Origin of the sequence: Blastococcus sp. TF02A-35, assembly GCF_004571075.1 — a bacterium.
Lineage (GTDB): Bacteria > Actinomycetota > Actinomycetes > Mycobacteriales > Geodermatophilaceae > Blastococcus.
In genome coordinates this window covers 26,773-49,173 of the sequence record NZ_SPQP01000002.1, presented here as the reverse complement: position 1 = coordinate 49,173, position 22,401 = coordinate 26,773, and the positions used below count along the sequence as shown (strand labels likewise).

The window sequence follows — 22,401 nt, the reverse complement described above, 5'->3', positions numbered from 1 at the left end:
CTGGAGTCCTGTCGTTTTCGGGGCGCTTAGGCGGCGAGCTCGGCGGCGCGGCGGGCGGCGCCGTCCATCGTGTCGACCACGGTCACCAGGGGGTGGTTGGCCTCGGCGAGGATCCGCCGGCCCTCCTCGACGTTGTTGCCGTCGAGCCGGACGACCAGGGGCTTGGTGGCCTCGTCGCCGAGGATGCTCAGCGCGGAGACGATGCCGTTGGCGACGGCGTCGCAGGCGGTGATGCCACCGAAGACGTTGACGAACACGCTCTTCACGGCCGGGTCGGAGAGGATGATCTCCAGGCCGTTGGCCATGACCTCGGCCGAGGCACCGCCACCGATGTCGAGGAAGTTGGCGGGCTTGACGCCACCGAACTCCTCGCCGGCGTAGGCGACGACGTCGAGGGTGCTCATGACCAGGCCGGCACCGTTGCCGATGATCCCGACCTCGCCCTCGAGCTTGACGTAGTTGAGGTCCTTCTCCTTGGCGCGCGCCTCGAGCGGGTCGGCGGCGGCGGCGTCCTCCAGAGCGGCGTGCTCGGTGTGCCGGAAGCCGGCGTTCTCGTCGAGGGTGATCTTCGCGTCCAGGGCCAGGACGGTGCCGTCCGGGGCCTTGGCCAGCGGGTTCACCTCGACCAGGGTGGCGTCCTCCTTGGAGAAGACGTCCCACAGCTGGACGGCGATGGCGATCACCTGGTCGCGCACCTCGGCCGGGAAGCCGGCGGCGTCGACGATCTCGGCGGCCTTCTGGCTGTCCACACCGACGCTGGCGTCGACGGGGATGCGGGCCAGCGCCTCCGGGCGCTCGACGGCGAGCTGCTCGATCTCCATGCCGCCCTCCTTCGAGGCCATGGCCAGGAAGGTGCGGTTGGAACGGTCGAGCAGGTAGGAGAAGTAGTACTCCTCGGCGATGTCGCTGGCCTGGGCCACCATCACGCGGTGCGTGATGTGCCCCTTGATGTCCAGCCCGAGGATGTCCTGGGCGCGGGCCCGCGCCTCGTCGGCGTCGGCCGCCAGCTTCACGCCGCCGGCCTTGCCGCGGCCACCGACCTTCACCTGCGCCTTGACGACGACCTGCTGCCCGATCTCGCGGGCGATCGCCTCCGCCTGCTCGGGCGTCTCCGCCACACCACCGGGGAGCACGGGCACGCCGTGCGAGGCCAACAGGTCACGGGCCTGGTACTCGAAGAGATCCACGATCAGGCACCGTAGCCCGCCCGTAACCACACCGCTGCCCCGGGCGTTACGGAGATGGGTCCTGCGTGCGGTGCATCACACGATGCCTCACCCGTTCGCAGCAGGAACGGCGCCGGGACCACCGCGTGTCCCGAACCGAGGAGCCCCCGTGCGCCGCACCGCGACCGTCCTGCTCTCCTCCGCGCTGGCCGCCGGAGGTCTGGTCACGGTCGCGCCCGCGGCCACCGCGACGACGCAGCCCTCCGTGCGCGACCTGACCATCACGGTGACCGGGCTGGGGCCGGAGAAGCGGACCTGCCGGATCGACGCCGACCTGCACGTCCCGCCCGGCGTCACGGCGGCGGACCCGGCGCCGGCGCTGCTGGTCACGAACGGCTTCGGGGGCGACAAGACCGACCAGGCGGGGCTGGCCCGCGGGTTCGGCGAGCAGGGCTACGTCGTCCTCTCCTACACCGGCCTCGGGTTCGTCGACGGCGACCTGTGCCCGATCACCCTCGACGACGTCGAGCACGACGGCGCGGCCGCCAGCCAGCTGCTGCGGTTCCTCGGCGGTGACCCCTCGGTCGTCGCCGTGGACGACGCGACCCAGGAGCGGGTCGTCGTCGACCAGGTCGTCCGCGAGGACACCCCCGCGAAGGGCAGGGGGAAGGGCAAGAAGGCGAAGCCGACGCACGACCCGCAGGTCGGCATGATCGGCGGTTCCTACGGCGGCCAGATCCAGTTCGCGGCCGCGGCCGCGGAGCACCGGGCCGGTACGAACCGGCTGGACGCCATCGTCCCCACGATCACCTGGAACGACCTCTCCTACTCGCTGGCGCCGGAGAACAGCGCGCTGCCCGGCGGCACCGCGGAGTCGGGCTCGGTCAGCTCCACGGGCACCGGCGTCTTCAAGTACCAGTGGGCGGCGCTGTTCACCGCGCTCGGCGTGGCCACCGGTGTGCAGGACCTCACGGCGCTGGCCGACCCGGCGCGATCGCAGGAGTTCGTGAGGAACAACTGCCTGAACTTCGAGCCCGAGGTGTGCCGGGCCCTCGCCGAGGTGGCGGTCCAGGGCCACCCGAGCAGGGCGTCGATCGACTACCTGCGCTCGAACTCTGTGGCCGGCTACGTGCACCAGATGCGGGTGCCCACCCTCCTCATGCAGGGGCAGGCCGACACGCTGTTCAACCTGCAGGAGTCGGTCGCCACGTACACCGCGCTCAAGGCGCAGGGCACCGACGTCTCCCTGGTCTGGCAGTCCTTCGGGCACAGCGACGGGACCCCGGCCCCCGGCGAGATGGACCTCAGCAACCCGGAGAGCACCCACCTCGGCAGGCAGGCGCTGGCCTGGCTGGACCACTACGTCCGGGGCGTGGGCGAGGAGCCCCGTCCGAGCTTCTCCTACCACCGCGACTGGGTGCAGCAGGCGGGCGGATCGATCGAGGACGCCTATGCCGAGGCCGACGCCTTCCCCGCCTCGACCAGCAGCACGTTCCTGCTGTCGAGCACGGGCACGGCAGGTGGGGACCTCGTGACCAGCCCGGCGGACGTGCGGACGGGCACCAGCGCCTACAGCAGCGTCGCGCCGGTGGGCCCCAACTTCACCGAGACCTCGTTCCTCGACCAGCGCTCCCCGGTCGTCGACCCGCCGGGGACCGCCATCAGCTTCGCGACCCCTCCGCTGGACGAGCCGCTGGACGTCGTCGGGTCGCCGCGGCTGACCGTGCAGCTGACCTCGCCCGCCGTCGAGGTGACGCAGGGCGGAGGCCCGGCCGGCCAGCTCGTCGCCTACGCGAAGGTCTACGACATCGCCGCCGACGGGACGACGATCGAGCTGCCCAACCGGTTGATCTCGCCGGTGCGCATCACCGACGTCGGCCGGCCGGTGACCATCGAGCTGCCGGCGGTCGTGCACCGCTTTGCCCCCGGGCACCGGCTGGCGGTCGTGCTCGCCGGGGGCGACCTCGCCTACCGCGGCGCGACGCTCCCCCAGCCGGTCGCGCTCAGCACGGGGCCGGGGGTCACCCAGTCGCTGACCGTCCCGGTGGAGGACGGCAGCCGGCTGCGCTGACCGCTCAGGGACCGGCGGGCGCGCCCACGTGGGTGCGCACCCAGTCCACGATGTCGGTGGTGGTCGCGCCCGGCGTGAAGACGCCCTCGACGCCGAGGCGCCGGAGCTCGGGCACGTCCTCCTCCGGGATGATCCCGCCGCCGAAGACGACGACGTCGTCGATCCCGCGCTCGCGCATGAGCTCGGTCAGACGCGCGAAGAGGGTCATGTGGGCGCCCGAGAGCACCGACAGCCCGACCGCGTCGGCGTCCTCCTGCACGACGGTCTCGACGATCTGCTCGGGCGTCTGGTGGAGACCGGTGTAGACGACCTCCATGCCGGCGTCGCGGAGCGCTCGCGCGACCACCTTGGCCCCGCGGTCGTGCCCGTCGAGGCCCGGCTTGGCGATGACCACTCGGATGCGTTCGTCGACCACGGCCGGAGCTTAGTGAGGGAGGGAAGCACTCCCCCACCGCTCGTCAGCCCGCCGTGCGGCGCACCCGCCAGGCAGCGGCGGTGAGGACGAGGAAGGCCACGCCTAGGACGAGCAGCCCGGCGCCGGGCACGGTCCACTCCAGCTCGTCGGACGAGGCGGCGTCGTCCAGGCCACCGAGCCCCGCTGCCAGGACGGCGACGGCGAGGGCGAGCAGCCCACCGACCACGGCCAGGCGCGGCCGCAGCGAGGGGGCCACCGCCGAGCAGAGCAGGAGGATCCCCGCGAGGAGCAGCCCGCCCAGCAGCGCAAGCCCCGGGCGCTCGAGCAGGGCCTGCGGGCCCTCCTGCGTGACGACGGTCTGCATCCCGGTGGCCGGGTCGGTGGCCAGCGTGTCGGGGACGTCGGCGGCCGGCACCGTCAGGCAGATGACGGTGGCCACCCCGAGGAGCACGGCCGCCCCGGCCAGGACCGAGCGGACGGCGTCGAGCGCCCCGCGGTCCTCCATCACGGTCCGGCCCCAGGCGGCCGTGCCGGTCAGGGCGGCGAGCACCGTCAGCCCCAGCGCGCAGACGCCGAGCACCCAGCCGGCGCCGATCCGGATGCCGCTGGTGAGCACCACCTCGCCGGCGAGCACCTCCACACCGGGACGGGAGGTGGAGCTGCTGCCGCGGTAGACCTCGATGAGGAGCTGCCCGACGGCCAGCGCCCCCGCGACACCCGCGTAGGCCAGCCCGAACTTGGGGACGCGCCGGAGCACCAGCGTCGCCCCCACCGCCAGCTGCACGACCGGGACGAGGAGCGCCACCAGGGCCCCGCCGACGCTCCCCACCTGGCGCAGCTCCTGGCCGTCGACGGTGAGGTACGGGGTGAACGCGGCGGCGACGCCGGCGAGGCCGGCGAGCAGCAGGAGCACCCCCGTCACCGGCACCAGCGGCGGGATGGTGCCGACGACCAGCCGGTCGTCGTGGGCCGGCGGGGCCTCGGGCACCGCCCGCCCCCTCTCGCGGCGGGCGGTGGCTCGGTCGGTCCCGGTGCGGGCGTCGCGGGCGGGCACGGTTCCCCCTCGGCTGGAACGGTCACGAACCGGCCTCGATCGAGCACGCGCCGGTCACGGATGTGTGACGCCCGCCACACGCAGGCATTACCTTCGGGTGAACGGAGCACAGGAGGTGCGACCGCCACCGGCGGGACGGCACGAGCCCGCGCTCCGCCGGAGGTACCGACGGGGGGAGCAGGCGATGGGGCCATCGATCGATCCGGTCTCCGTTCCAGAGTCGCACACCGGGGAGCCGGCCGAGGCCGCGCCACGGGGGCTGCGCGGACTGTGTTCACCGACCACGCTGACCGGCGGGCTGACCGAGCTCGCCTGGGTCGGCGCGCACGTCCTGATGTACCCCCTGGGCACCCGGATGGAGGCCCTCCGCCCCGACCCGCGCCGCCGGACCGGAGAGCAGCCGCCCGCCGTCCGGGCCCTGTTCTCCGCCGACCCGCTGGCCGCGCGGACCCCGGTCCTGCTCGTGCACGGGCTGGTCGACAACCGGTCGGTCTTCGCCGTCATGCGCCGGAGCTTGCGCCGACGCGGCTTCGCCCACGTCTGCTCCTGGAACTACAGCCCCTTCCTGACCGACATCAGCCGGGCGGCCACGGACCTCGGCGCCCAGATCGACCGGATCTGCGAGCAGACCGGGCACGACCGGCTGCACGTCGTCGGCCACAGCCTCGGCGGCCTGATCGCCCGCTACCACGTGCAGCGCCAGGGCGGCGACCGTCACGTCGACTCCCTGGTCACCCTCGGCACGCCGCACCAGGGCTCGGTCCTCGCCCACGTGCTGCCCACCCCGCTGGTCCGCCAGCTGCGCCCGGGCTCCCCCGTGCTGCGCGAGCTGGAAGAGCCGGCGCCGGGCTGTCGGACCAGCATCACCGCCGTCTACAGCGACCTGGACCAGATGGTGCTGCCCACGCACTCCGGCCGGTGCGACCACCCGGACCTCCGCGCCCGCAACCTGCTGTTCCGGGGCGTCGGGCACATGTCGCTGCCCATCCACCGCGGGGTCCTCGACGAGGTGGCCGCCACCCTGGCCGGCGTCCGCAGCGCCCCGCGTCCGCACCAGCAGGTCGCCGCCGTCGCCTGACGGCGCAGCGTCCTGGCCCCGGCGCGGGGCCGGGTCGACTCGTCGACTTCACGGTTTGCACATATCGCGACACGCAGCGTTCGGTACTTGGACCGGTCCTGACGGATCGTTACGGTTCGGTCACGGCGCCGGTGGACACCGGCGGACGCCACCACGGCGTCCACGCCGTCGTCGCTCCCCCGACGATCGCTCCCGGGCGCTCGCCGGACAGTCCGTCCCGGAAGGTTCGCCGTGTCTCTCAGCAGTGCACATGTGCTGGAGCGCCCGGCGGCCGACGCCGGCGAGGAGCAGACCTCGGCCGCCGCTCGGGCGCTGGCCGCCCGCCGCGCCGCCCGCGGGGCCGAGGACGCCGACACTGGGCCCACCGCCGGGAAGCCGTCCCTGCTGGGCCGCCTGCTCGCCGGGCGCCGCCTCCCGCACCCGCCCGGCCGCCGGGCGCCGATGTGGTTCGCCGCCCTCGTGGCCGGCGCCCTGGTCGCCGGTGTGCCCGCCGCGTTCGGCGAGGCCCCGAGCGTCTCCGCCACCGCCTCCGACTACGGGCTCGGCCAGAGCACCGAGGTCAGCTTCGCCGGGGGCCTGGAGGGGGCCGACGCCCGCCGCGGCATCTCCGAGGCCGAGGCCCAGGCCCGCCTGAACGAGCTGGCCGCCTCCCGGGCCGCCCGCCAGCCGAAGACCGCGCTGCCGGTCCAGGGCACGCTCACCACCTGCTTCTGCATGCGCTGGGGCACCATGCACTACGGCCTGGACCTGGCTGCCCCGTCGGGCACCCCGATCTACGCGGCCACCGACGGCGTCGTCGTCCGCGCCGGCCGCGCCTCGGGCTACGGCAACGCCGTCTACATCCAGGACGCGGACGGCAACGTCCACATCTACGGGCACATGCGGTACTACAACGTGAAGGACGGCGACATCGTCACCGCCGGCGACCAGATCGCCAAGGTCGGCAACGAGGGCCAATCCACCGGACCGCACCTGCACTACGAGATCCACCGTGGCGGCATGGACGGCCGGCCGATCGACCCCGCGAGGTACCTCGCCGAGCGCGGCGTAGCCGTCTGACCCGTCGGGGACCCTCCGGTCCCGCTCCGGTCAGAGCTTGACGAGCGGGGCGTAGCGCAGGACCAGGCGCTTGGTGCCGCCCGAGCCGAAGTCGACCGTCGCCTGGGCCTTGTCGCCGACGCCGGTCACCTCCACCACGGTGCCGAGGCCGAACGCGTCGTGGCTGACGCGGTCACCGACCTCCACCGAGATGACCTGCCGGTTGCCCAGGCCACCCCGCAGGCCGCCCGTGGACAGCCCGGTGGCCGCGACCCTCGTCTGCGCCGAGCGGTAGCCGGTGGACGGGGCCGGCGCCGGGTCCAGCCGCTCCCAGTGGATCGTCTCGCCCGGGATCTCGTCGAGGAACCGGGACGGCGGGTTGTAGGCCGGCTGCCCCCAGCTGGTGCGCACCGTGGCCCGGGAGATGAACAGCCGCTGCCGGGCGCGGGTGATCCCCACGTAGGCCAGCCGGCGCTCCTCCTCCAGCTCCCGCGGGTCACCGAGCGCGCGCAGGTGCGGGAAGACGCCGTCCTCCATGCCGGTGAGGAAGACGACCGGGAACTCCAGGCCCTTGGCCGTGTGCAGGGTCATCATCGTGACGACGCCCGCCTCGTCGCCGGACACCGGGATCTGGTCGGCGTCGGCCACCAGGGAGACCTGCTCGAGGAAGTCGGTGACGGTGCCCTCGGGGTTGGCCGCCTCGAACTCGGCCGCCACCGAGATGAGCTCGTTGAGGTTGTCGACGCGGCCCTCGTCCTGCGGGTCGGTGCTGGCCTGCAGCTCGGCGAGGTAGCCGGTCCGGTCCAGGATGCTCTCCAGCAGCGCGGCCGGGCCCGAGCCGGTCTCGACCAGCCGCTCGAACTCCTCCAGCAGCGCGACGAACTCCTGCAGCGCCTTGAGCGACCGGGTGGCCAGCGTGCCGATCTCGCTGCACCGCCGCAGCGCCGACCCGAAGGCGATCCGCTCCCGGTCGGCGAAGGCCTCGATGCAGGACTCGGCCTTGTCGCCGATCCCGCGCTTGGGCACGTTGATGATCCGGCGCAGGCTCACCACGTCGGCCGGGTTGGCCACCAGCTTGAGGTAGGCCAGCGCGTCGCGGACCTCCTTGCGCTCGTAGAACCGGACGCCGCCGACGACCTTGTAGGGCATGCCGACCCGGATGAAGACCTCTTCGAACACGCGCGAGGCGTTGTTGGTCCGGTAGAAGACCGCGATGTCCGCGGGTCGGGCGTCGCCGGCGTCGACCAGCTTGTCGATCTGCTCGGCGACCCAGGCGGCCTCGTCGTGCTCGTTGTCGGCGACGTAGCCCTCGATCAGCTCGCCGTCGCCGGAGTCGGTCCACAGGTTCTTCGGCCGGCGGCTGGTGTTCTTCGCGATGACGGTGTTGGCGGCCTTGAGGATCCGCTGCGTCGAGCGGTAGTTCTGCTCCAGCAGGATCGTCGTCGCCTGCGGGTAGTCCCGCTCGAACTCGTCGATGTTGCGGATCGTGGCGCCGCGGAAGGCGTAGATGGACTGGTCGGCGTCACCGACGACGCACAGCTCCGCCGGCGGCACCGCACCGCCCTCCGGGCCCACGAGCTCGCGGATCAGCACGTACTGCGCATGGTTGGTGTCCTGGTACTCGTCGACCAGCACGTGCCGGAACCGCCGCCGGTAGTGCTCGGCCACGTCCGGGAACGCCTGCAGCAGGTGCGCGGTGTTCATGATCAGGTCGTCGAAGTCCATGGCGTGCGCCTCGCGCAGCCGCCGCTGGTAGAGCGTGTACGCCTCCTTCAGCACCTTCTCCGGCGCCGTCTGGGGGCTGAACTCCTCCTCGTCGACCAGCTCGTTCTTCAGGTTGGACACCTGGGCGGCGAGGCTGCGGCCCGGGAAGCGCTTGGCGTCGAGGTCCAGGTCGCGAGCGACCATCGTCATGAGCCGGACCGAGTCGCCCTGGTCGTAGATCGTGAACGACGACTTCAGGCCCAGCTTCGCGGCCTCGGCGCGCAGGATCCGCACGCACATCGAGTGGAAGGTCGACACCCACATCGACCGGGCGCGCGGCCCGACGAGCGCGGCGACCCGGTCCTTCATCTCGCCGGCGGCCTTGTTGGTGAAGGTGATCGCGAGGATCTCGCCCGGCTGCACGCCGCGGGCGCCCAGCAGGTAGGCGATCCGGTGGGTGAGCACCCGCGTCTTGCCCGACCCGGCGCCGGCCACGATGAGCAGCGGGCCGCCCTCGTGGACCACGGCGTCGCGCTGCGGCCCGTTGAGGCCGGCGAGCATGCGGTCCAGCTCCCGCCCGAGCGAGCCGGGAGCGGAACGCTGCAGGGCGGCGGTACCGGGCAGGGACTGCTGGAGGCTGCTGCTCATGACGAAGCCACTGTAGGCCGGACGGGTGACGGTCCGGACCGCACGCACCACCTGCACCACGGGTGCGGCCGTGGCGCGCCCGACGGCCGCTGTGGCAGACTCCGGCCCGTGCTCGCCACCGTCAGCTTTTACTACGGCCACCGGGATCCGGTGTCCGTCACCGCTGGCTGAGCACACGCCGCAACAGACGCCCCGGGCCCGAGGAGCCCGGGGCGTTTCTCGTTCCCAGGGGTCCCGGGCCGGACGACCGAGGGAGACCCCATGAGCACCGCACCCGTCACCGTCACCGGCTCCGCCGTCGACCGCATCACCGAGCTGCGCGGTGAGATCGACGCCTGCGACGCCGAGATCATCGAGCTGGTCCGGCGCCGCCTGGCCGTGTCGCGGGAGATCGGCGCCCTCCGCAAGGCGACCGGCGGCACCCGGCTGAACCTCTCCCGCGAGCAGCAGGTGCTCGACCGCTTCCGCGAGGCCCTCGGCGACGACGGCGCCGCCCTCGGGATGCTGCTGCTCCGCCAGGGGCGCGGCAGGCTCTGACCCAGGGGCCGCCGGAGCCAGGGGCCGCCGGGGTCAGGGGCCGCTGCGCCACACCTGCGAGTCGTCGTCGCCCATCGCGGCCACCTCGAACACCCGGCCGGGGCACACGGCGTTCGCCTCGTCGGCGAGGTCCTTGCCGAGGTCGAGCGCGGCGTCGAGGTCGGGGGCCTCGCACTCGGTGGCGACCCGCAGCACCGCACGGTCGGGCTCCCGCCACGCGCGCAGCTCGGGGTCGCCGGGGCGCACCGCGGCGCGGATGCGTTCGATCGCGTCGTCGTCCAGCGGCGCCGAGGAGCGCAGCGCGACGGAGAGGGTGAACGAGGGCACGCAGCGAGTCTGCGCGACCGCTCCCCCGGCGCGGCCACCGGGCCGTGTCACACCTGCCGGGGCTGCGTCGTCCCATGGCCGAGACCCCCTCCCGAGAAGGAGCCGACCATGGCCCGCATCCCGCTCGACCCGCCCCGCACCCTGCTGACCCGCCTCGCCGAGTGGTACTCGCGGCGGACGTACGGGGCGGTCCTGGACCCCGGCGCCGCGATGGCCCACAACGGCCGCGTGCTGCGCACCTACGTGCGGCACGAGACGTCCCTGGCCCGGTGGGACCGGCTGGACCCGACGCTGAAGGCGCTGGCCGTGATGTCCTCGGCCGTGACCATCGGCTGCTCCTGGTGCCTGGACTTCGGCTACTGGGAGTCCGCCCAGCGCGGGGTGGACCCGCGCAAGCTGCGCGACGTGCCGCGGTGGCGCGACAGCGACGTGTACTCCGACGTGGAGCGGCAGGTCATGGCCTACGCCGAGGCGATGACGACCACGCCCCTGCAGGTCACCGACGAGATGGTGGCCGGTCTGCGGCGGCACCTGGACGACGCCGAGCTCGTCGAGCTGACGATGATGGTGTCCGTGGAGAACTCCCGTTCCCGCTTCAACAGCGCCCTGGGGCTGACCAGCCAGGGGTTCAAGGACCGCTGCGAGCTCCCGGCGTGAGCGAGGGCCTCGCCCCGTTCGACCAGCACCGCGGGCTGCTCTTCTCGGTGGCCTACCAGCTGCTGGGCAGCGTCGCCGACGCCGAGGACGTCGTCCAGGACACCTGGCTGCGGTGGTCGGCGGCGGACCGGGGCGAGGTCACCGACGCGCGCGCCTACCTCGTGCGGATCGCCACCAACCTCGCCCTGGACCGGCTCGGGTCCGCCCGGGCCCGCCGGGAGAGCTACGTCGGACCGTGGCTGCCCGAGCCCCTGGTGACCGCGGCCGCCCCCCTGGCCGGCGCGCCCGCCCCGCGGGACCCGGCCGACAGCGCGGAGCTGGGCGAGGAGGTGTCCCTGGCGGTGCTCGTGGTGCTGGAGACCCTCTCCCCCGCAGAGCGCGCGGTGTTCGTGCTGCGCGAGGTCTTCGGCATGCCGGCCGCCGAGGTGGCGCAGGCGCTGGGCCGCAGCGAGGCCGCGGTCCGGCAGATGGGGCACCGGGCGCGCGAGCACGTGCAGGCCCGCCGCCCCCGCTTCGAGCCCTCGGCAGCCGTGCAGCGGGAGGTGACCGACCGGTTCCTGGCCGCCTGCGCGGGTGGCGACGTGTCGGCCCTGCTCGCGGTGCTGGCGCCGTCCGCCGTGCTGGTGAGCGACGGCGGGGGCAAGGCGCGCGCCGCGCTGCGGCCGATCACCGGTGCCGAGAAGGTCGCCCGCTTCCTCCTGGCGATCGCCGCCACCGGGGCCGACCCGTCGTTCGTGGTGCTTCCGGCGGAGGTGAACGGGCGTCCCGGCGTCGCGGCCTGGCAGGACGGGCGGCCGTTCATGGCCGCGACCGTGGTGGTCTCCGGCGACGGCCTGGTCGAGCAGGTGCTCATGGTGCGCAACCCCGACAAGCTGGCCGGGCTCGAACGGTGGTGACGGCCTGCACGAGGCTCCTTCTCCTAGGCTCCCGCGGGTGACCGGACCCATCCCCCAGCACCCCGCCGAGCACGTCGAGCGCGCGCTGTGCGTGCTCGCCCACCCCGACGACGTCGACTTCGGCAGCGCGGGGACGGTCGCCACCTGGACCGCGGCGGGCACCGAGGTGACCTACCTGATCGTCACCGACGGCGACGCCGGCGGGTTCGACGAGACGCCGCGGGACCAGATGGGGCCGCTGCGCCGGGCCGAGCAGCGGGCGGCGGCCGCGGAGGTCGGCGTCACCGACGTCCGGTTCCTCGGCTACCCCGACGGGCGGCTGGAGCTGACCCTGGACCTCCGCCGCGACATCAGCCGGGTCATCCGCCAGGTCCGGCCGCAGCGGGTGCTGACCAGCTCGCCGGAGCGGTACTGGGAGCGGATCGGCGCCAGCCACCCCGACCACATGACGGTCGGTGAGTCGACCCTGCGCGCGGTCTACCCCGACGCGCGCAACCCCTTCGCCTTCCCCGAGCTGCTCGCCGACGAGGGACTGGAGGCGTGGACGGTGCCCGAGGTGTGGCTGGGCGCCAGCCCGCGGGCCGACCACGCCGTCGACGTCACCGAGGTCGCCGACCGCAAGATGGCCGCGCTGCGCTGCCACGTCACCCAGGTCAGCCACATGCCCGACCTCGACGGGTTCGTCCGCGCCTGGATGGCGCAGAACGCGCGGACGCACGGGCTGCCCGAGGGCCGGCTGGCCGAGACGTTCCACGTCGTCCACACGGCCTGACCCGGCAGCCGAAACGAGGACGCAACACCGCGGTCCCCGATCGGCACGGGGACGCAACACCGAGCACGTAGAACTCGCCCGACCGCTGATCACGGCCCCGGGAGAGAGCACTCATGACCACGTCCTCGCACGACCACACCGCCCCCGCACCCGACCCGCAGGAGGCCGCCGAGCGCCTGGAGCGGGGGCTGGGCCGGCGCGGGTTCGTGCAGGCCGCGCTGGCGACCGGCGCCCTGATGGCGGCCGGGGTGGCGACGGCGGCTCCCGCGGCGGCCACCCCGAACCGCACCCGGCTGCCCGGGGAGGTGCTGCAGCCGGGCAAGGGCCCCATCGACGGCGACGTCTACCTGCCCTCCCGGCCCGACCAGGTCCGCTGGGGCTACCTGCCCCGCACGACCGACGCGCCGGTGGTCCGCGTCCGCTCGGGCCGCACGATCACGATCGACACGGTCAGCCACGAGGGCATCCTCGAGGACCAGGGACGCGACCCGGTCGCCTGGTTCGGCAGCAAGGGCGTGCCCCGCAACCGGGTGCTGGACGACGCCGTCGCCATCGCGAAGGAGTACTCGCGGCATCCGCGGAACTTCGACGCCGACGGCCCGCACGTGGTCACCGGCCCGGTGTACGTCGAGGGCGCGCGGCCCGGTGACGTGCTCAAGATCGAGCCGCTGTCCGCCCTCCCCCGGGTGCCCTACGGCGTGATCAGCAGCCGGCACGGCAAGGGTGCGCTCTCCGCTGCGTTCGCGGCCAACCCCGGCGACATCAGCACCACCGAGGTCCTGCCCGCCGCCGCCACCGACGGTCGCGCCACCAAGGACCCGATGCGGTACGGCAACCTCTCCCACTTCACGCCGCTGTCGACCAGCCGGGGCGTCGTCCGGGCCGCCCTCCCGCGGGGCCGGCACGGGTCGGTGGCGTGGCCGGTGGACCCCTTCGCCGGGCTGATGGCGGTCGCGACCGTCGCCGACGCACCGACGCTGAACGACCCCCTGGTCAACTCCATCCCGCCCACCGTGGGTGGCGGCAACATCGACGTGAACCTGCTGGGCGTCGGCTCGGCCTTCTACCTGCCGGTGGTCGCCGAGGGGGCGCTGTTCTCCGTCGGCGACCCGCACATGTCCATGGGCAGCGGCGAGGTCGCGCTCACCGCGCTGGAGGGGTCGCTGCGGCTGACCTTCCGCCTCACGGTGTGCAAGAAGGGCTCGAAGGCCGCGCCGTCGGTGGCCTACCGCTACCCGTTCGGGGAGACCCCGGAGTCCTGGGTGCCGATCGGCCTGTCCGACCCGGACGGCGCCCGCAACGGGCAGGGCGGCGACCTCGACGTGGCCAACCGCCGGGCGGTGATCCACGCCCTGGACTTCCTGCAGAACGACCTCGGGATGGACCGGATGGTGGCCTACGCCTACCTGTCGGCCGCCGTGGACTTCGAGGTCTCCCAGGTGGTCGACCGCACGGTCGGCGTGCACGCCGTGATCCCGAAGAGCCGCTTCGCGTGAGGCGCGCGGGCGGCCTCCCGCGGGAGGCCGCCCGCGGGCAGGATCTGGGCCCATGACGGAGGACGCCTGGGAGGACCTGGTCGACCGGTTCACCGACGGCGAGGTCACGCGCGGGCACATGTTCGGGTGCCAGGGGCTGCGGACCGGCCGGAGGTTCTTCACGATCCGCTGGGAGGGGCAGCTGGTGCTCAAGCTGCCGCCGACCCGGCTCGCCCGGCTGGTCGAGGACGGCGCCGGCACGCCGTTCGAGCCCATGGAGGGGCGCCGCATGAACGGCTGGGTCGTGCTGGGGCCCTCGGCCGACCCGGCTCCGCTGGTCGAGGAGGCCCGCGCGTACGTCGCCGCGCAGTAGCTAGAGCAGGCGGTTGGTCGCCGCCCAGCGGGTGAGCTCGTTGCGGTTGGACAGCTGGAGCTTGCGGAGCACGTTCGAGGCGTGGGACTCCACGGTCTTCACCGAGATGAACAGCCGGGAGCCGATCTCGCGGTAGGTGTAGCCGCGGGCCAGCAGCTGCATCACCTCGCGCTCGCGCGCGCTGAGCAGGTCCAGGCCGGGGTCGGTCACCTCCTCGGCGGGCGCGGGCGCGGCACCCGGCCCGGCCGAGAACGCGTCGAGCACGAAGCCGGCCAGCCGGGGGCTGAACACCACGTCGCCGTCGGCCACCCGGCGGACGGCGTCGAGCAGGTCGGGCCCGGAGATGGTCTTGGTGACGTAGCCGCGGGCGCCGGCCCGGATGACGGCGATGACGTCCTCGGCGGCGTCGGAGACCGACAGCGCCAGCCAGCGGACGTCGGGCAGCTCGCCGCGCAGCGTCTCCAGCACCGCGCGCCCGTCGCCGCCGGGGAGGTGCACGTCGAGCAGGACGACGTCGGGCCGGGTCGCGCGGATCCCCTCGACCGCGGTCGGCACGTCGAACGCCTCGCCCACGACGTCGACGGCGTCGCCCAGCTCGGCGCGCACCCCCGCCCGCACCATGGCGTGGTCGTCGACCAGGAAGACGCGTGGGCTCACGGGTTGCTCCTCGGCAGGACGAGCTCGATCTCGGTGCCCTCACCGGCCGCGGAGCGCACGAGCGTCGTGCCACCGAGCCGGGCCAGCCGGCCCCGCACCGAGTCGCGGAGGCCGCGGCGGTCGTCGGGCACGGTCTCGGGGTCGAAGCCCTTCCCGCGGTCGCGGACGAAGACCGACACCTGCTGCGGGGTCACCTCGGTGTAGAGGTCGGCGGAGTCGGCACCGGAGTGCTTGGCCGCGTTGACCAGCGCCTCGCGCGTGGCTGCGCCGAGCGCGGCGACCGCGTCGTCGACGGGGGCGTCACCGACGACGACCGGGTCGACGGTGAACGCGTGGTCGGCCTCGACCTCGGCGACCATCCCGGCGACCAGGCCGGCCCACGTGCCGCCCTCGCGGACCGCCGCGGGGTCGTAGAGCCAGGCGCGCAGCTCGCGCTCCTGGCTGCGGGCCAGGCGGCTGACCGCCTGCGGCTCGTCGGCGTTGCGCTGGATGAGCGCGAGGGTCTGCAGCACCGAGTCGTGCAGGTGCGCGGCGACCGCGGCCCGCTCCTCGGACCGGATGCGCGCGGCACGCTCCTCGGCCCGCGAGTCGAGCAGCCGGCGCCACAGCGGCGCCGTCGCCAGCACGACGCCGGTCAGGATGACCAGGGTCGCGGCGAACCCGTTGCGCGCGTTGGCCAGCTGGCCGGTGGTGGCCAGCAGGATGAACAGCCCGCCGCCGGCGAGCGCGACGCCGCCGGCCAGGGCCCATCGCGCCCCGCGGACGGCGAGGGTCCGGTCGGTGTCCAGCTGCCGCCAGATGACGGCCAGACCGGCGCCCACCAGCAGCAGCGGCAGGACGACGTCGCTGCTGGTCCACCTGGTGAGCTCGCCGAGCAGCGAGACCGCGACCAGGCCCAGCACCCCGGTGACCACCCACTGCCCGGTGCCCGACGGACGCCACGCGGCCGCGTTCGGGGCCGGGTCCTCCCCCGGCGCGGCGACCGGCATGGTCAGCCACAGCAGGGCGTAGACGATGAGGCCGATGCCGGCCACCGCCAGGAGCACGAAGCCCACGCGGACCACGACGGCGTCCTGCCGCAGGTGCGCCGCGGTCCCCGCTGCCACGCCCGAGATGACCCGGCCGGAGCGCGGGCGCGCCAACGGTGGGCGCGGCGGCGCGGCGAGGGACGTGGTCACGGTGTCGATCGTCGCACCGGGAGGAGGGCGACCGACACCGGTGACACCCCGGAAGAGGAACCAGGGTCGGTTCGGGGGGTTCCCTGATGGTTCCCGGGCCGGATCGTCGGCACGCTTGCTGCCATGACCTCCGCACCTCCTCCTCCACCGCCGACGGTGCAGCCGCCGGCCTGGCAGCCCCCGCCGCCCTCCGGCCTCCCGGACCGACCGCAGCTGCGCCGCAGCCGCACCGACAAGGTGCTAGGCGGCGTGAACGGTGGCCTGGCCGAGTACACCGGGATCGACGCCCTGCTCTGGCGGGTCGGCTTCGTCGCCCTCACGCTCGCCGCCGGCTCCGGCGTCCTGGTCTACCTGCTGCTGTGGGTGCTGCTGCCCGCCGGCCCGGACGCCGGCCCGGGCTCCGCTCCCGCCGTGCGGGCCAGGCGGCCGGCCGAGCCCCGCTCCCCCGTCCCGGGCATCACCCTCGCCGCGCTGCTCATCGTGCTCGGCACGGGGGCGCTCCTCGCCCGCTTCACCGACTGGGACCTCGACGCCGGCTACTTCCTCGGGACGGCGCTGCTGCTGGTGGGCCTGGGGCTCGTCGCGGCCGCCTTCACCGGCGGACGCCGGGCCCGCGGCGGGCTGATCGCGCTGGGCGTGGCCCTGTCGGTCGCCGTCGCCGTCGAGGCGACCGACCCGTGGCCGGCCGACGCCCAGGTCGGCGACCGCACCTTCGCGCCGCAGACCGCGGCAGGCGTCCGGGAGGTCTACGAGGGCGGGGTCGGCGACCTCACGATCGACCTCTCCGACGTGCCGCTGGCCGACCTCGACGAGGTGCTGGAGATCGAGGTCCAGCACGGCATCGGCAACGTGGAGGTGGTCGTGCCGCGCTCCGCGGACGTGCGCGTCGAGGTGATGAACGGTCTGGGCGACATCGACGTCTTCGGTGAGAGCGACGCCGGGCCGCGCACCTACCCGGGCAGCGGCTCCGCCGCCTGGTCCGACGACGGCGAGCTCGAGTTCGACCTGGACATCCACGCGGGTGTCGGAGAGGTGGAGGTGTCCCGTGGCTGACTACAGCGAGTTCCCGACCACGCCGACAGCGTGGCAGGAGCAGCAGTGGGAGGAGGTCCGCGCTCTGCAGACCGAGGACCGGCCCGAGCCGGCCCCGCGCAGGCGGGTCGACCTCGTCGCCCTCGTCCCCGGGGTGCTGTTCGTCCTCCTCGCGGTCACCGCGATGGCCGGCGTGGACCTGCGGCTGGGCTTCCTCGCCGACGGCGGCATCATCTGGGTCGCCGTCATCGCGGCCGGCGTGGCCCTGCTGGTCAGGGAGCTGCGGAGGTCACGCCGCCAGAGCTGAGGCGAGGACGCGGAGCCGCGGGGCCCGGGGAGCGACCGCTCCCCGGGCCCCGTCGTCGTCCGGAACCCTCCGGTCCACCCGGACGTCTGGAGGGCATGGCCCGGACCGCCCTGCTGCTCCTCGTGGCGCTGGCCGTCGCCGCCTGCGGCGGGGGCGGGACCGGCGCCCCGCCGGCGGAGCCGCCGGGCGAGGGCCCCGGCGACGTGCGCGGCGAGTGGGTGGTCACCGAGCTCCGCCGCGACGGCGAGGTGGTGCCGCTGCCCGCCGGTGTCGACGGCACCCTCGCGGTGGAGGACGCGCGGCTGCTCGGCCAGGCCTTCTGCAACAGCTTCTTCACCGGGTACCGGATCGAGGGCGACCGGCTGACGGTCGAGGACCTGGGGGTGACCGCGATGGCCTGCCTGGACGACGGCGTCACCACCGCCGAGAGCCGCTACCTCGCCGCGCTGAGCGCCTCCGACGTCCGGCTGGCGCGTGACGGCGACCGGCTGGTCGTCCGCGGCGGCGGGGTGGATGTCCACCTGCTCCCCCGCCCGCCGGTGGCCGACGCCGACCTCGCCGGCACCTGGCAGCTCGCCGCACTGGTCGACCGGGAGACCGCGGCCTCGCCGCTCCAGCCCGCCGCGGTCGAGTTCCGGTCCGACGGCACCTTCACGGGCAGCACCGGCTGCCGGCCGGTGCGCGGCACGTGGCAGGTGGCCGACGAGCGGCTCACCACCACCGACGTGGTCACCGACGGCGAGTGCCCGGCGGACCTGGCCGAGCAGGACGGTCAGGTGCTGCACGTGCTCCACCAGGGCGGGGCGCTGCGCATCGCGCGGGACCGCCTCGCCCTGACCGCTCCCGACGGGACGGGGCTGCAGTTCACGACCGGCTGAGGGCCGTGCGGCCGCAGAAGTCCAGCGTCCGCGACCACAGCAGCTCCGTCGCGGCCGCGTCGAACTCGCCGGGCAGGGACGGGTCGGTGAAGAGGTGCCCGGCGACCGGGTACTCGAAGACCTCGACCGGGGCGTCCCCCACGTCGGCCAGGAAGGCCTCGTCCCACTCCGGGTTGCGCAGGGGGTCGCCCTCGGCGACGTGCAGCTGGACCGGCACCCCGTCGGGCCAGGAGCCGACACCGAGCATCGCCAGCGGCAGGGCGCCGGAGAACATCACCAGCCCCGCGCACCGCCGCTGCGTCGCCACCAGCTCCGCCATGCCGGCGCCGTTGGAGAAGCCGGCGGCGACGAACCCGTCGGGCAGGTCCGCGACGCCGTCGAGAGCCGCCGCCATGAGCGCCGGGAACCCGACCCGCTCGACGTGCGCGCCCGCCTCGGCGTAGTCGTCGAAGACCAGGCCGTCGTACTGGTCGACGACCAGCACCTCGTGGCCGGCGGAGCGCAGCCGGTCGGCGGCGTCGAGGACGCCGGGACGGACGTCGAGGGCGGAGTGGAAGAGCGCGATCTGAGTCATGGGAGGACTGTCCCGCCCCTCCGGTGACACCGTCCTGTCACCGTTTCTGCCAGTCTTCGGGCGTGAACCGCACCGACCGGCTGCACGCCGTCTCCGAGGAGCTCCGCCGGGCCGGCCGGCGTGGCCGCACCGCCCAGCGGCTGGCCGAGTGGCTCGAGGTGTCCCCGCGCACGATCAAGCGCGACATCTCGGCGCTGCAGCAGGCCGGCGCACCGATCTGGGCGTCCGGCGGGCCGGGTGGCGGCTACGTGCTGGAGGCTTCGGCGTCGCTGCCCCCGGTGAACCTCACGCCGTCCCAGGCGATCGCCCTCGCCGTGGCGGTCGCGGGCAGCCCGGAGGCGCCCTTCGCCGTCGACGCGCGGGCGGCGCTGGAGAAGGTCCTCGACGTGCTCGGCCCCGCCGCGCGGGCCGATGCCGAGCGGCTCGGCGGCCAGGTCTGGGTGCGGGGGCCGGAGAGCCGGCGGCCGCCCGCGGCCGCAGTGGTCGAGGAGGCGGTGCTGCGCCGCCGGGTCGTGGCGATCCGCTACCGGAGCGGCACCGGGGAGGTCTCGCGCCGCCGCGTGGAGCCGGTCTTCCTGGCCCGCACGGGCGGCCGCTGGCTCCTGGCCGCCTGGTGCCAGGAGCGCCGGGCACCGCGCTGGTTCCGGTGGGACCGCATCGAGGCCGCAGACCTCACGACCGAGCCGGCCCCGGCCCACGACCCCGCCATCTTCGGAACCCCGCCCGACGACGCGCATCCCCTGAGGTGACGCGACGCCCCGAGCGCAGCGAGGGGCGTCGAAGCAACGGGATGGAACGGCCTCGTCGCAGGGTCCCGCCCGCGAGCGTCAGCGAGCGGGTGGGGGGCGACGAGGTCCTCATTCCCACTCGATGGTGCCCGGGGGCTTGCTCGTCACGTCGAGGACCACGCGGTTGACCTCTTCCACCTCGTTGGTGATGCGGGTGGAGATCCTGGCCAGCACGTCGTAGGGCAGCCGCGTCCAGTCGGCGGTCATGGCGTCCTCGCTGGACACCGGCCGCAGCACGACCGGGTGGCCGTAGGTGCGCCCGTCGCCCTGCACCCCGACGGAGCGGACGTCGGCCAGCAGGACCACGGGGCACTGCCAGATCTCGGTGTCCAGCTTCGCCGTGGTGAGCTCCTCGCGGGCGATCGCGTCGGCCTTGCGCAGCACGTCGAGCCGCTCGCGGGTCACCTCGCCGACGATGCGGATGCCCAGCCCCGGCCCGGGGAACGGCTGCCGCTGCACGAGGGTGTCGGGCAGGCCCAGCTGCCGGCCGACCTCGCGCACCTCGTCCTTGAACAGGGTGCGCAGCGGCTCGACCAGGGTGAACTGCAGGTCCTCGGGCAGCCCGCCGACGTTGTGGTGGCTCTTGATGTTCGCCGTCCCGGTGCCGCCGCCGGACTCGACGACGTCGGGGTAGAGCGTCCCCTGCACGAGGAAGTCGACGGTCTCCCCGTGCGCCTGGGCGTCGGCGACGACGTCGGTGGCCGCCTGCTCGAACACCCGGATGAACTCGCGGCCGATGATCTTCCGCTTCTGCTCGGGGTCGCTGACCCCGGCGAGCGCGGAGAGGAACTGCTCGCTGGCGTCGACCACGCGCAGGTCCGCGCCGGTGGTGGCGGCGAAGTCGCGCTCGATCTGCTCGGTCTCGCCCTGGCGCATCAGGCCGTGGTCGACGTAGACGCAGGTGAGCCGGTCGCCGATGGCCCGCTGGACCAGGGCCGCGGCGACGGCGGAGTCGACGCCGCCGGACAGCGCGCACAGCGCCCGCCGGTCGCCGATCTGCTCCCGGATCAGCGCGACCTGCTCGTCGACGACGTTGCTCATCGTCCAGGTGGGCTCCAGGCCCGCGATGTCGAACAGGAAGTGCTCGAGCACCGTCTGCCCGTGCGCGGTGTGCCGCACCTCGGGGTGGAACTGCACGCCGGCCAGCCGCCGGTCGACGTCCTCGAAGGCCGCGACGGGGGCGCCGGTGGAGGTGGCGGTGACGGTGAACCCGGGGGGCGCCTCGCTGACGGCGTCGCCGTGGCTCATCCAGACGTTCTGCTCCACCGGCAGCGAGCCGAACAGCCGCGCGCCGGTGGTGACCGTCAGCGGCGTCCCGCCGTACTCGCGGTCGCCGGTGCGGGCGACCGTGCCGCCCAGCGAGGCGGCCATCGCCTGGAAGCCGTAGCAGATGCCGAAGGCGGGGACGCCGGCCTCGAAGAGGGTCGGGTCGACCTTCGGGGCCTCCGGCGCGTAGACGCTGGAGGGCCCGCCGGAGAGGACGATGGCGGCGGGCTTGCGGGCGAGGATCTCCTCGACCGGCACCTCCGACGACACGATCTCGGAGTAGACGCCGGCCTCCCGGATCCGCCGGGCGATCAGCTGGGCGTACTGGGCGCCGAAGTCGACGACCAGGACGGTCGGGAAGTCCATACCCATGACGTGGCTCAGCCCCCGATGACCAGGTCGACCCGCTGGAACTCCTTGAGGTCCCGGTAGCCGGTCTTGGCCATCGTGCGGGCCAGCGCCCCGAAGAGGTTGGTGCGGCCGTCGGCGGACTCCGCCGCCCCGTTGAGCACGTCGGCCAGCGAGCCGGCGGGCTCGACCGGCGCGGAGGTGGCACCGCGCGGCAGGCGCGGGTGCGCGGCGACGGAGTCCCACCACACGCCGCCGGCGGGCGCCTCGGCGGCGATCCGCAGCGGCTCGCCCAGCTGGACGGCGTCGGCACCGCAGGCCAGGGCCCGGGCGATGGCGCCGCTGGTCTCGATCGCGCCGTTGGCGATGACGTGCACGTACCGGCCGCCGGTCTCGTCGAGGTAGTCGCGGCGGGCCGCGGCGGCGTCGGCGATCGCGCTGGCCAGCGGCACCCGGATGCCCATGACGGCGTCGGTGGTCGAGTAGGTGTCGGCACCCACGCCGACGATCACGCCGGCCGCGCCGGTGCGCATCAGGTGCAGCGCGGTCGTGTAGTTCGCCGCACCCCCGACGATCACCGGCACGTCGAGGTCGGCGATGAACTCCTTGAGGTTGAGCGCGTCGCCCTGGCTGGTCACGTGCTCGGCCGAGACGATCGTGCCCTGGATGACCAGCAGGTCCACGCCCGCGGACAGCGCGGCGGGCGCCAGCTGCTGGGTGTGCTGCGGGGAGACCCGGATCGCCGTGGTCACCCCGGCGTCGCTCATCTCCTTGATCCGCGCGGTGATCAGGTCGGTCTTCACCGGCTCGGCGTAGACCTTCTGCAGGAGCGCGACCGGCGGGGCGCCGGCGGCGGCCGCCGCGGCGATCTCCCGGTAGACCGGGGCCGGGTCGTCGTAGCGGGTCCAGAGGCCCTCGCCGTTGAGCACGCCGAGCCCGCCGGCCTGGCCGACGGCGATCGCCGTGGCCGGGCTCATCACGGCGTCGCTGGGGCTGGCGATCAGCGGGATGTCGAACCGGAAGGCGTCGATCTGCCAGGCGGTCGAGACGTCGTCGACGTCCCGGGTGCGGCGGGACGGGACGATGGAGACCTCGTCCAGGTCGTAGCCACGGCGGGCGAAGCGGTTCAGCCCGATCTCGACGGTGTCACGCACGCTCATGC

General features: G+C 74.2%; 23 protein-coding genes. 13 read left to right on the top strand and 10 right to left on the bottom strand.

Features of this window, described 5'->3' with window-relative positions; translation table 11 throughout:
- Positions 1-26: 26 nt before the first annotated feature.
- Entirely contained in the window at positions 27-1,187 is a 1,161-nt protein-coding gene (gene sucC / locus E4P43_RS01160) for an ADP-forming succinate--CoA ligase subunit beta (protein ID WP_135143586.1), read from the bottom strand.
- Between the two features lie 148 nt (positions 1,188-1,335).
- Here sucC and E4P43_RS01155 point away from each other — a divergent pair, with 148 nt between their 5' ends.
- Positions 1,336-3,237 (top strand): CocE/NonD family hydrolase, encoded by a 1,902-nt coding sequence (locus E4P43_RS01155; protein ID WP_167759010.1) that lies wholly within the window; start codon positions 1,336-1,338, stop codon positions 3,235-3,237.
- Between the two features lie 4 nt (positions 3,238-3,241).
- Here E4P43_RS01155 and E4P43_RS01150 read toward each other — a convergent pair whose 3' ends face one another.
- Positions 3,242-3,652, bottom strand: a complete 411-nt coding sequence (locus tag E4P43_RS01150) for a cobalamin B12-binding domain-containing protein (RefSeq protein WP_135143584.1) — start codon at positions 3,650-3,652, stop codon at positions 3,242-3,244.
- Between the two features lie 43 nt (positions 3,653-3,695).
- The gene (locus E4P43_RS01145; RefSeq protein ID WP_135143583.1) at positions 3,696-4,706 is read right to left on the bottom strand and encodes a hypothetical protein; all 1,011 of its coding nucleotides are present in this window, start codon (positions 4,704-4,706) and stop codon (positions 3,696-3,698) included.
- A 184-nt stretch (positions 4,707-4,890) separates the two neighbouring features.
- On the opposite strand from E4P43_RS01145, the gene E4P43_RS01140 reads away from it, so the two are divergent.
- Positions 4,891-5,784 (top strand): alpha/beta fold hydrolase, encoded by an 894-nt coding sequence (locus E4P43_RS01140; RefSeq protein ID WP_135143582.1) that lies wholly within the window; start codon positions 4,891-4,893, stop codon positions 5,782-5,784.
- Between the two features lie 231 nt (positions 5,785-6,015).
- Positions 6,016-6,843: a M23 family metallopeptidase gene (locus E4P43_RS01135; protein WP_245158861.1), complete on the top strand. Its 828-nt coding sequence runs from the start codon at positions 6,016-6,018 to the stop codon at positions 6,841-6,843.
- Between the two features lie 30 nt (positions 6,844-6,873).
- Here E4P43_RS01135 and pcrA read toward each other — a convergent pair whose 3' ends face one another.
- The gene (pcrA, locus tag E4P43_RS01130; protein ID WP_135143581.1) at positions 6,874-9,174 is read right to left on the bottom strand and encodes a DNA helicase PcrA; all 2,301 of its coding nucleotides are present in this window, start codon (positions 9,172-9,174) and stop codon (positions 6,874-6,876) included.
- 261 nt (positions 9,175-9,435) lie between these two features.
- Between pcrA and E4P43_RS01125 the strand changes: the two genes are divergently transcribed.
- Complete coding sequence (locus tag E4P43_RS01125; protein WP_135143580.1) at positions 9,436-9,711, top strand: chorismate mutase; 276 nt, start codon at positions 9,436-9,438, stop codon at positions 9,709-9,711.
- 33 nt (positions 9,712-9,744) lie between these two features.
- On the opposite strand, the gene E4P43_RS01120 is transcribed toward E4P43_RS01125, so the two are convergent.
- Positions 9,745-10,038 carry a hypothetical protein gene (locus E4P43_RS01120; protein WP_135143579.1) on the bottom strand — a complete coding sequence of 98 codons (294 nt, stop codon included), beginning with the start codon at positions 10,036-10,038 and terminating at the stop codon, positions 9,745-9,747.
- 108 nt (positions 10,039-10,146) lie between these two features.
- On the opposite strand from E4P43_RS01120, the gene E4P43_RS20115 reads away from it, so the two are divergent.
- From E4P43_RS20115 to E4P43_RS01100, 5 genes are all read left to right on the top strand, one after another.
- A complete protein-coding gene (locus tag E4P43_RS20115) occupies positions 10,147-10,695 on the top strand; it encodes a carboxymuconolactone decarboxylase family protein (protein WP_209313665.1) in 549 nt (182 codons plus the stop codon).
- On the top strand, positions 10,692-11,591 hold the full coding sequence (locus tag E4P43_RS20110; RefSeq protein ID WP_245158860.1) for an RNA polymerase sigma-70 factor: 900 nt from the start codon (positions 10,692-10,694) through the stop codon (positions 11,589-11,591). The genes E4P43_RS20115 and E4P43_RS20110 overlap by 4 nt, the downstream gene beginning before the upstream one ends.
- 37 nt (positions 11,592-11,628) lie before the next feature.
- Positions 11,629-12,363: a PIG-L deacetylase family protein gene (locus E4P43_RS01110; RefSeq protein WP_135143577.1), complete on the top strand. Its 735-nt coding sequence runs from the start codon at positions 11,629-11,631 to the stop codon at positions 12,361-12,363.
- Positions 12,364-12,476: 113 nt separating this feature from the next.
- Entirely contained in the window at positions 12,477-13,859 is a 1,383-nt protein-coding gene (locus tag E4P43_RS01105; RefSeq protein WP_135143576.1) for an acetamidase/formamidase family protein, read from the top strand.
- A gap of 52 nt (positions 13,860-13,911) precedes the next feature.
- Positions 13,912-14,211 carry a hypothetical protein gene (locus E4P43_RS01100; protein WP_135143575.1) on the top strand — a complete coding sequence of 100 codons (300 nt, stop codon included), beginning with the start codon at positions 13,912-13,914 and terminating at the stop codon, positions 14,209-14,211.
- Here E4P43_RS01100 and E4P43_RS01095 read toward each other — a convergent pair whose 3' ends face one another.
- On the bottom strand, positions 14,212-14,868 hold the full coding sequence (locus tag E4P43_RS01095; RefSeq protein WP_135143574.1) for a response regulator transcription factor: 657 nt from the start codon (positions 14,866-14,868) through the stop codon (positions 14,212-14,214). It abuts the gene before it with no gap.
- A complete protein-coding gene (locus E4P43_RS01090; RefSeq protein WP_135143573.1) occupies positions 14,865-16,046 on the bottom strand; it encodes an ATP-binding protein in 1,182 nt (393 codons plus the stop codon). Before E4P43_RS01090 ends, E4P43_RS01095 begins: the two co-directional genes overlap by 4 nt.
- A 123-nt stretch (positions 16,047-16,169) precedes the next feature.
- Between E4P43_RS01090 and E4P43_RS01085 the strand changes: the two genes are divergently transcribed.
- The 3 genes from E4P43_RS01085 (at position 16,170) to E4P43_RS01075 (ending at position 18,263) form a co-directional block, all read left to right on the top strand.
- On the top strand, positions 16,170-17,099 hold the full coding sequence (locus E4P43_RS01085) for a PspC domain-containing protein (RefSeq protein ID WP_135143572.1): 930 nt from the start codon (positions 16,170-16,172) through the stop codon (positions 17,097-17,099).
- Positions 17,092-17,385 carry a hypothetical protein gene (locus E4P43_RS01080; protein WP_135143571.1) on the top strand — a complete coding sequence of 98 codons (294 nt, stop codon included), beginning with the start codon at positions 17,092-17,094 and terminating at the stop codon, positions 17,383-17,385. The genes E4P43_RS01085 and E4P43_RS01080 overlap by 8 nt, the downstream gene beginning before the upstream one ends.
- 95 nt (positions 17,386-17,480) lie before the next feature.
- The gene (locus E4P43_RS01075; RefSeq protein WP_135143570.1) at positions 17,481-18,263 is read left to right on the top strand and encodes an META domain-containing protein; all 783 of its coding nucleotides are present in this window, start codon (positions 17,481-17,483) and stop codon (positions 18,261-18,263) included.
- On the opposite strand, the gene E4P43_RS01070 is transcribed toward E4P43_RS01075, so the two are convergent.
- Positions 18,250-18,837, bottom strand: a complete 588-nt coding sequence (locus tag E4P43_RS01070; RefSeq protein WP_135143569.1) for a dienelactone hydrolase family protein — start codon at positions 18,835-18,837, stop codon at positions 18,250-18,252. The genes E4P43_RS01075 and E4P43_RS01070 overlap by 14 nt on opposite strands.
- A 62-nt stretch (positions 18,838-18,899) precedes the next feature.
- On the opposite strand from E4P43_RS01070, the gene E4P43_RS01065 reads away from it, so the two are divergent.
- Positions 18,900-19,586: a WYL domain-containing protein gene (locus tag E4P43_RS01065; protein WP_135143568.1), complete on the top strand. Its 687-nt coding sequence runs from the start codon at positions 18,900-18,902 to the stop codon at positions 19,584-19,586.
- Between the two features lie 108 nt (positions 19,587-19,694).
- Here E4P43_RS01065 and guaA read toward each other — a convergent pair whose 3' ends face one another.
- The gene (gene guaA, locus E4P43_RS01060; RefSeq protein ID WP_209313664.1) at positions 19,695-21,257 is read right to left on the bottom strand and encodes a glutamine-hydrolyzing GMP synthase; all 1,563 of its coding nucleotides are present in this window, start codon (positions 21,255-21,257) and stop codon (positions 19,695-19,697) included.
- 14 nt (positions 21,258-21,271) lie between these two features.
- On the bottom strand, positions 21,272-22,399 hold the full coding sequence (locus tag E4P43_RS01055; protein ID WP_209313663.1) for a GuaB3 family IMP dehydrogenase-related protein: 1,128 nt from the start codon (positions 22,397-22,399) through the stop codon (positions 21,272-21,274).
- Between the last annotated feature and the right edge of the window lie 2 nt (positions 22,400-22,401).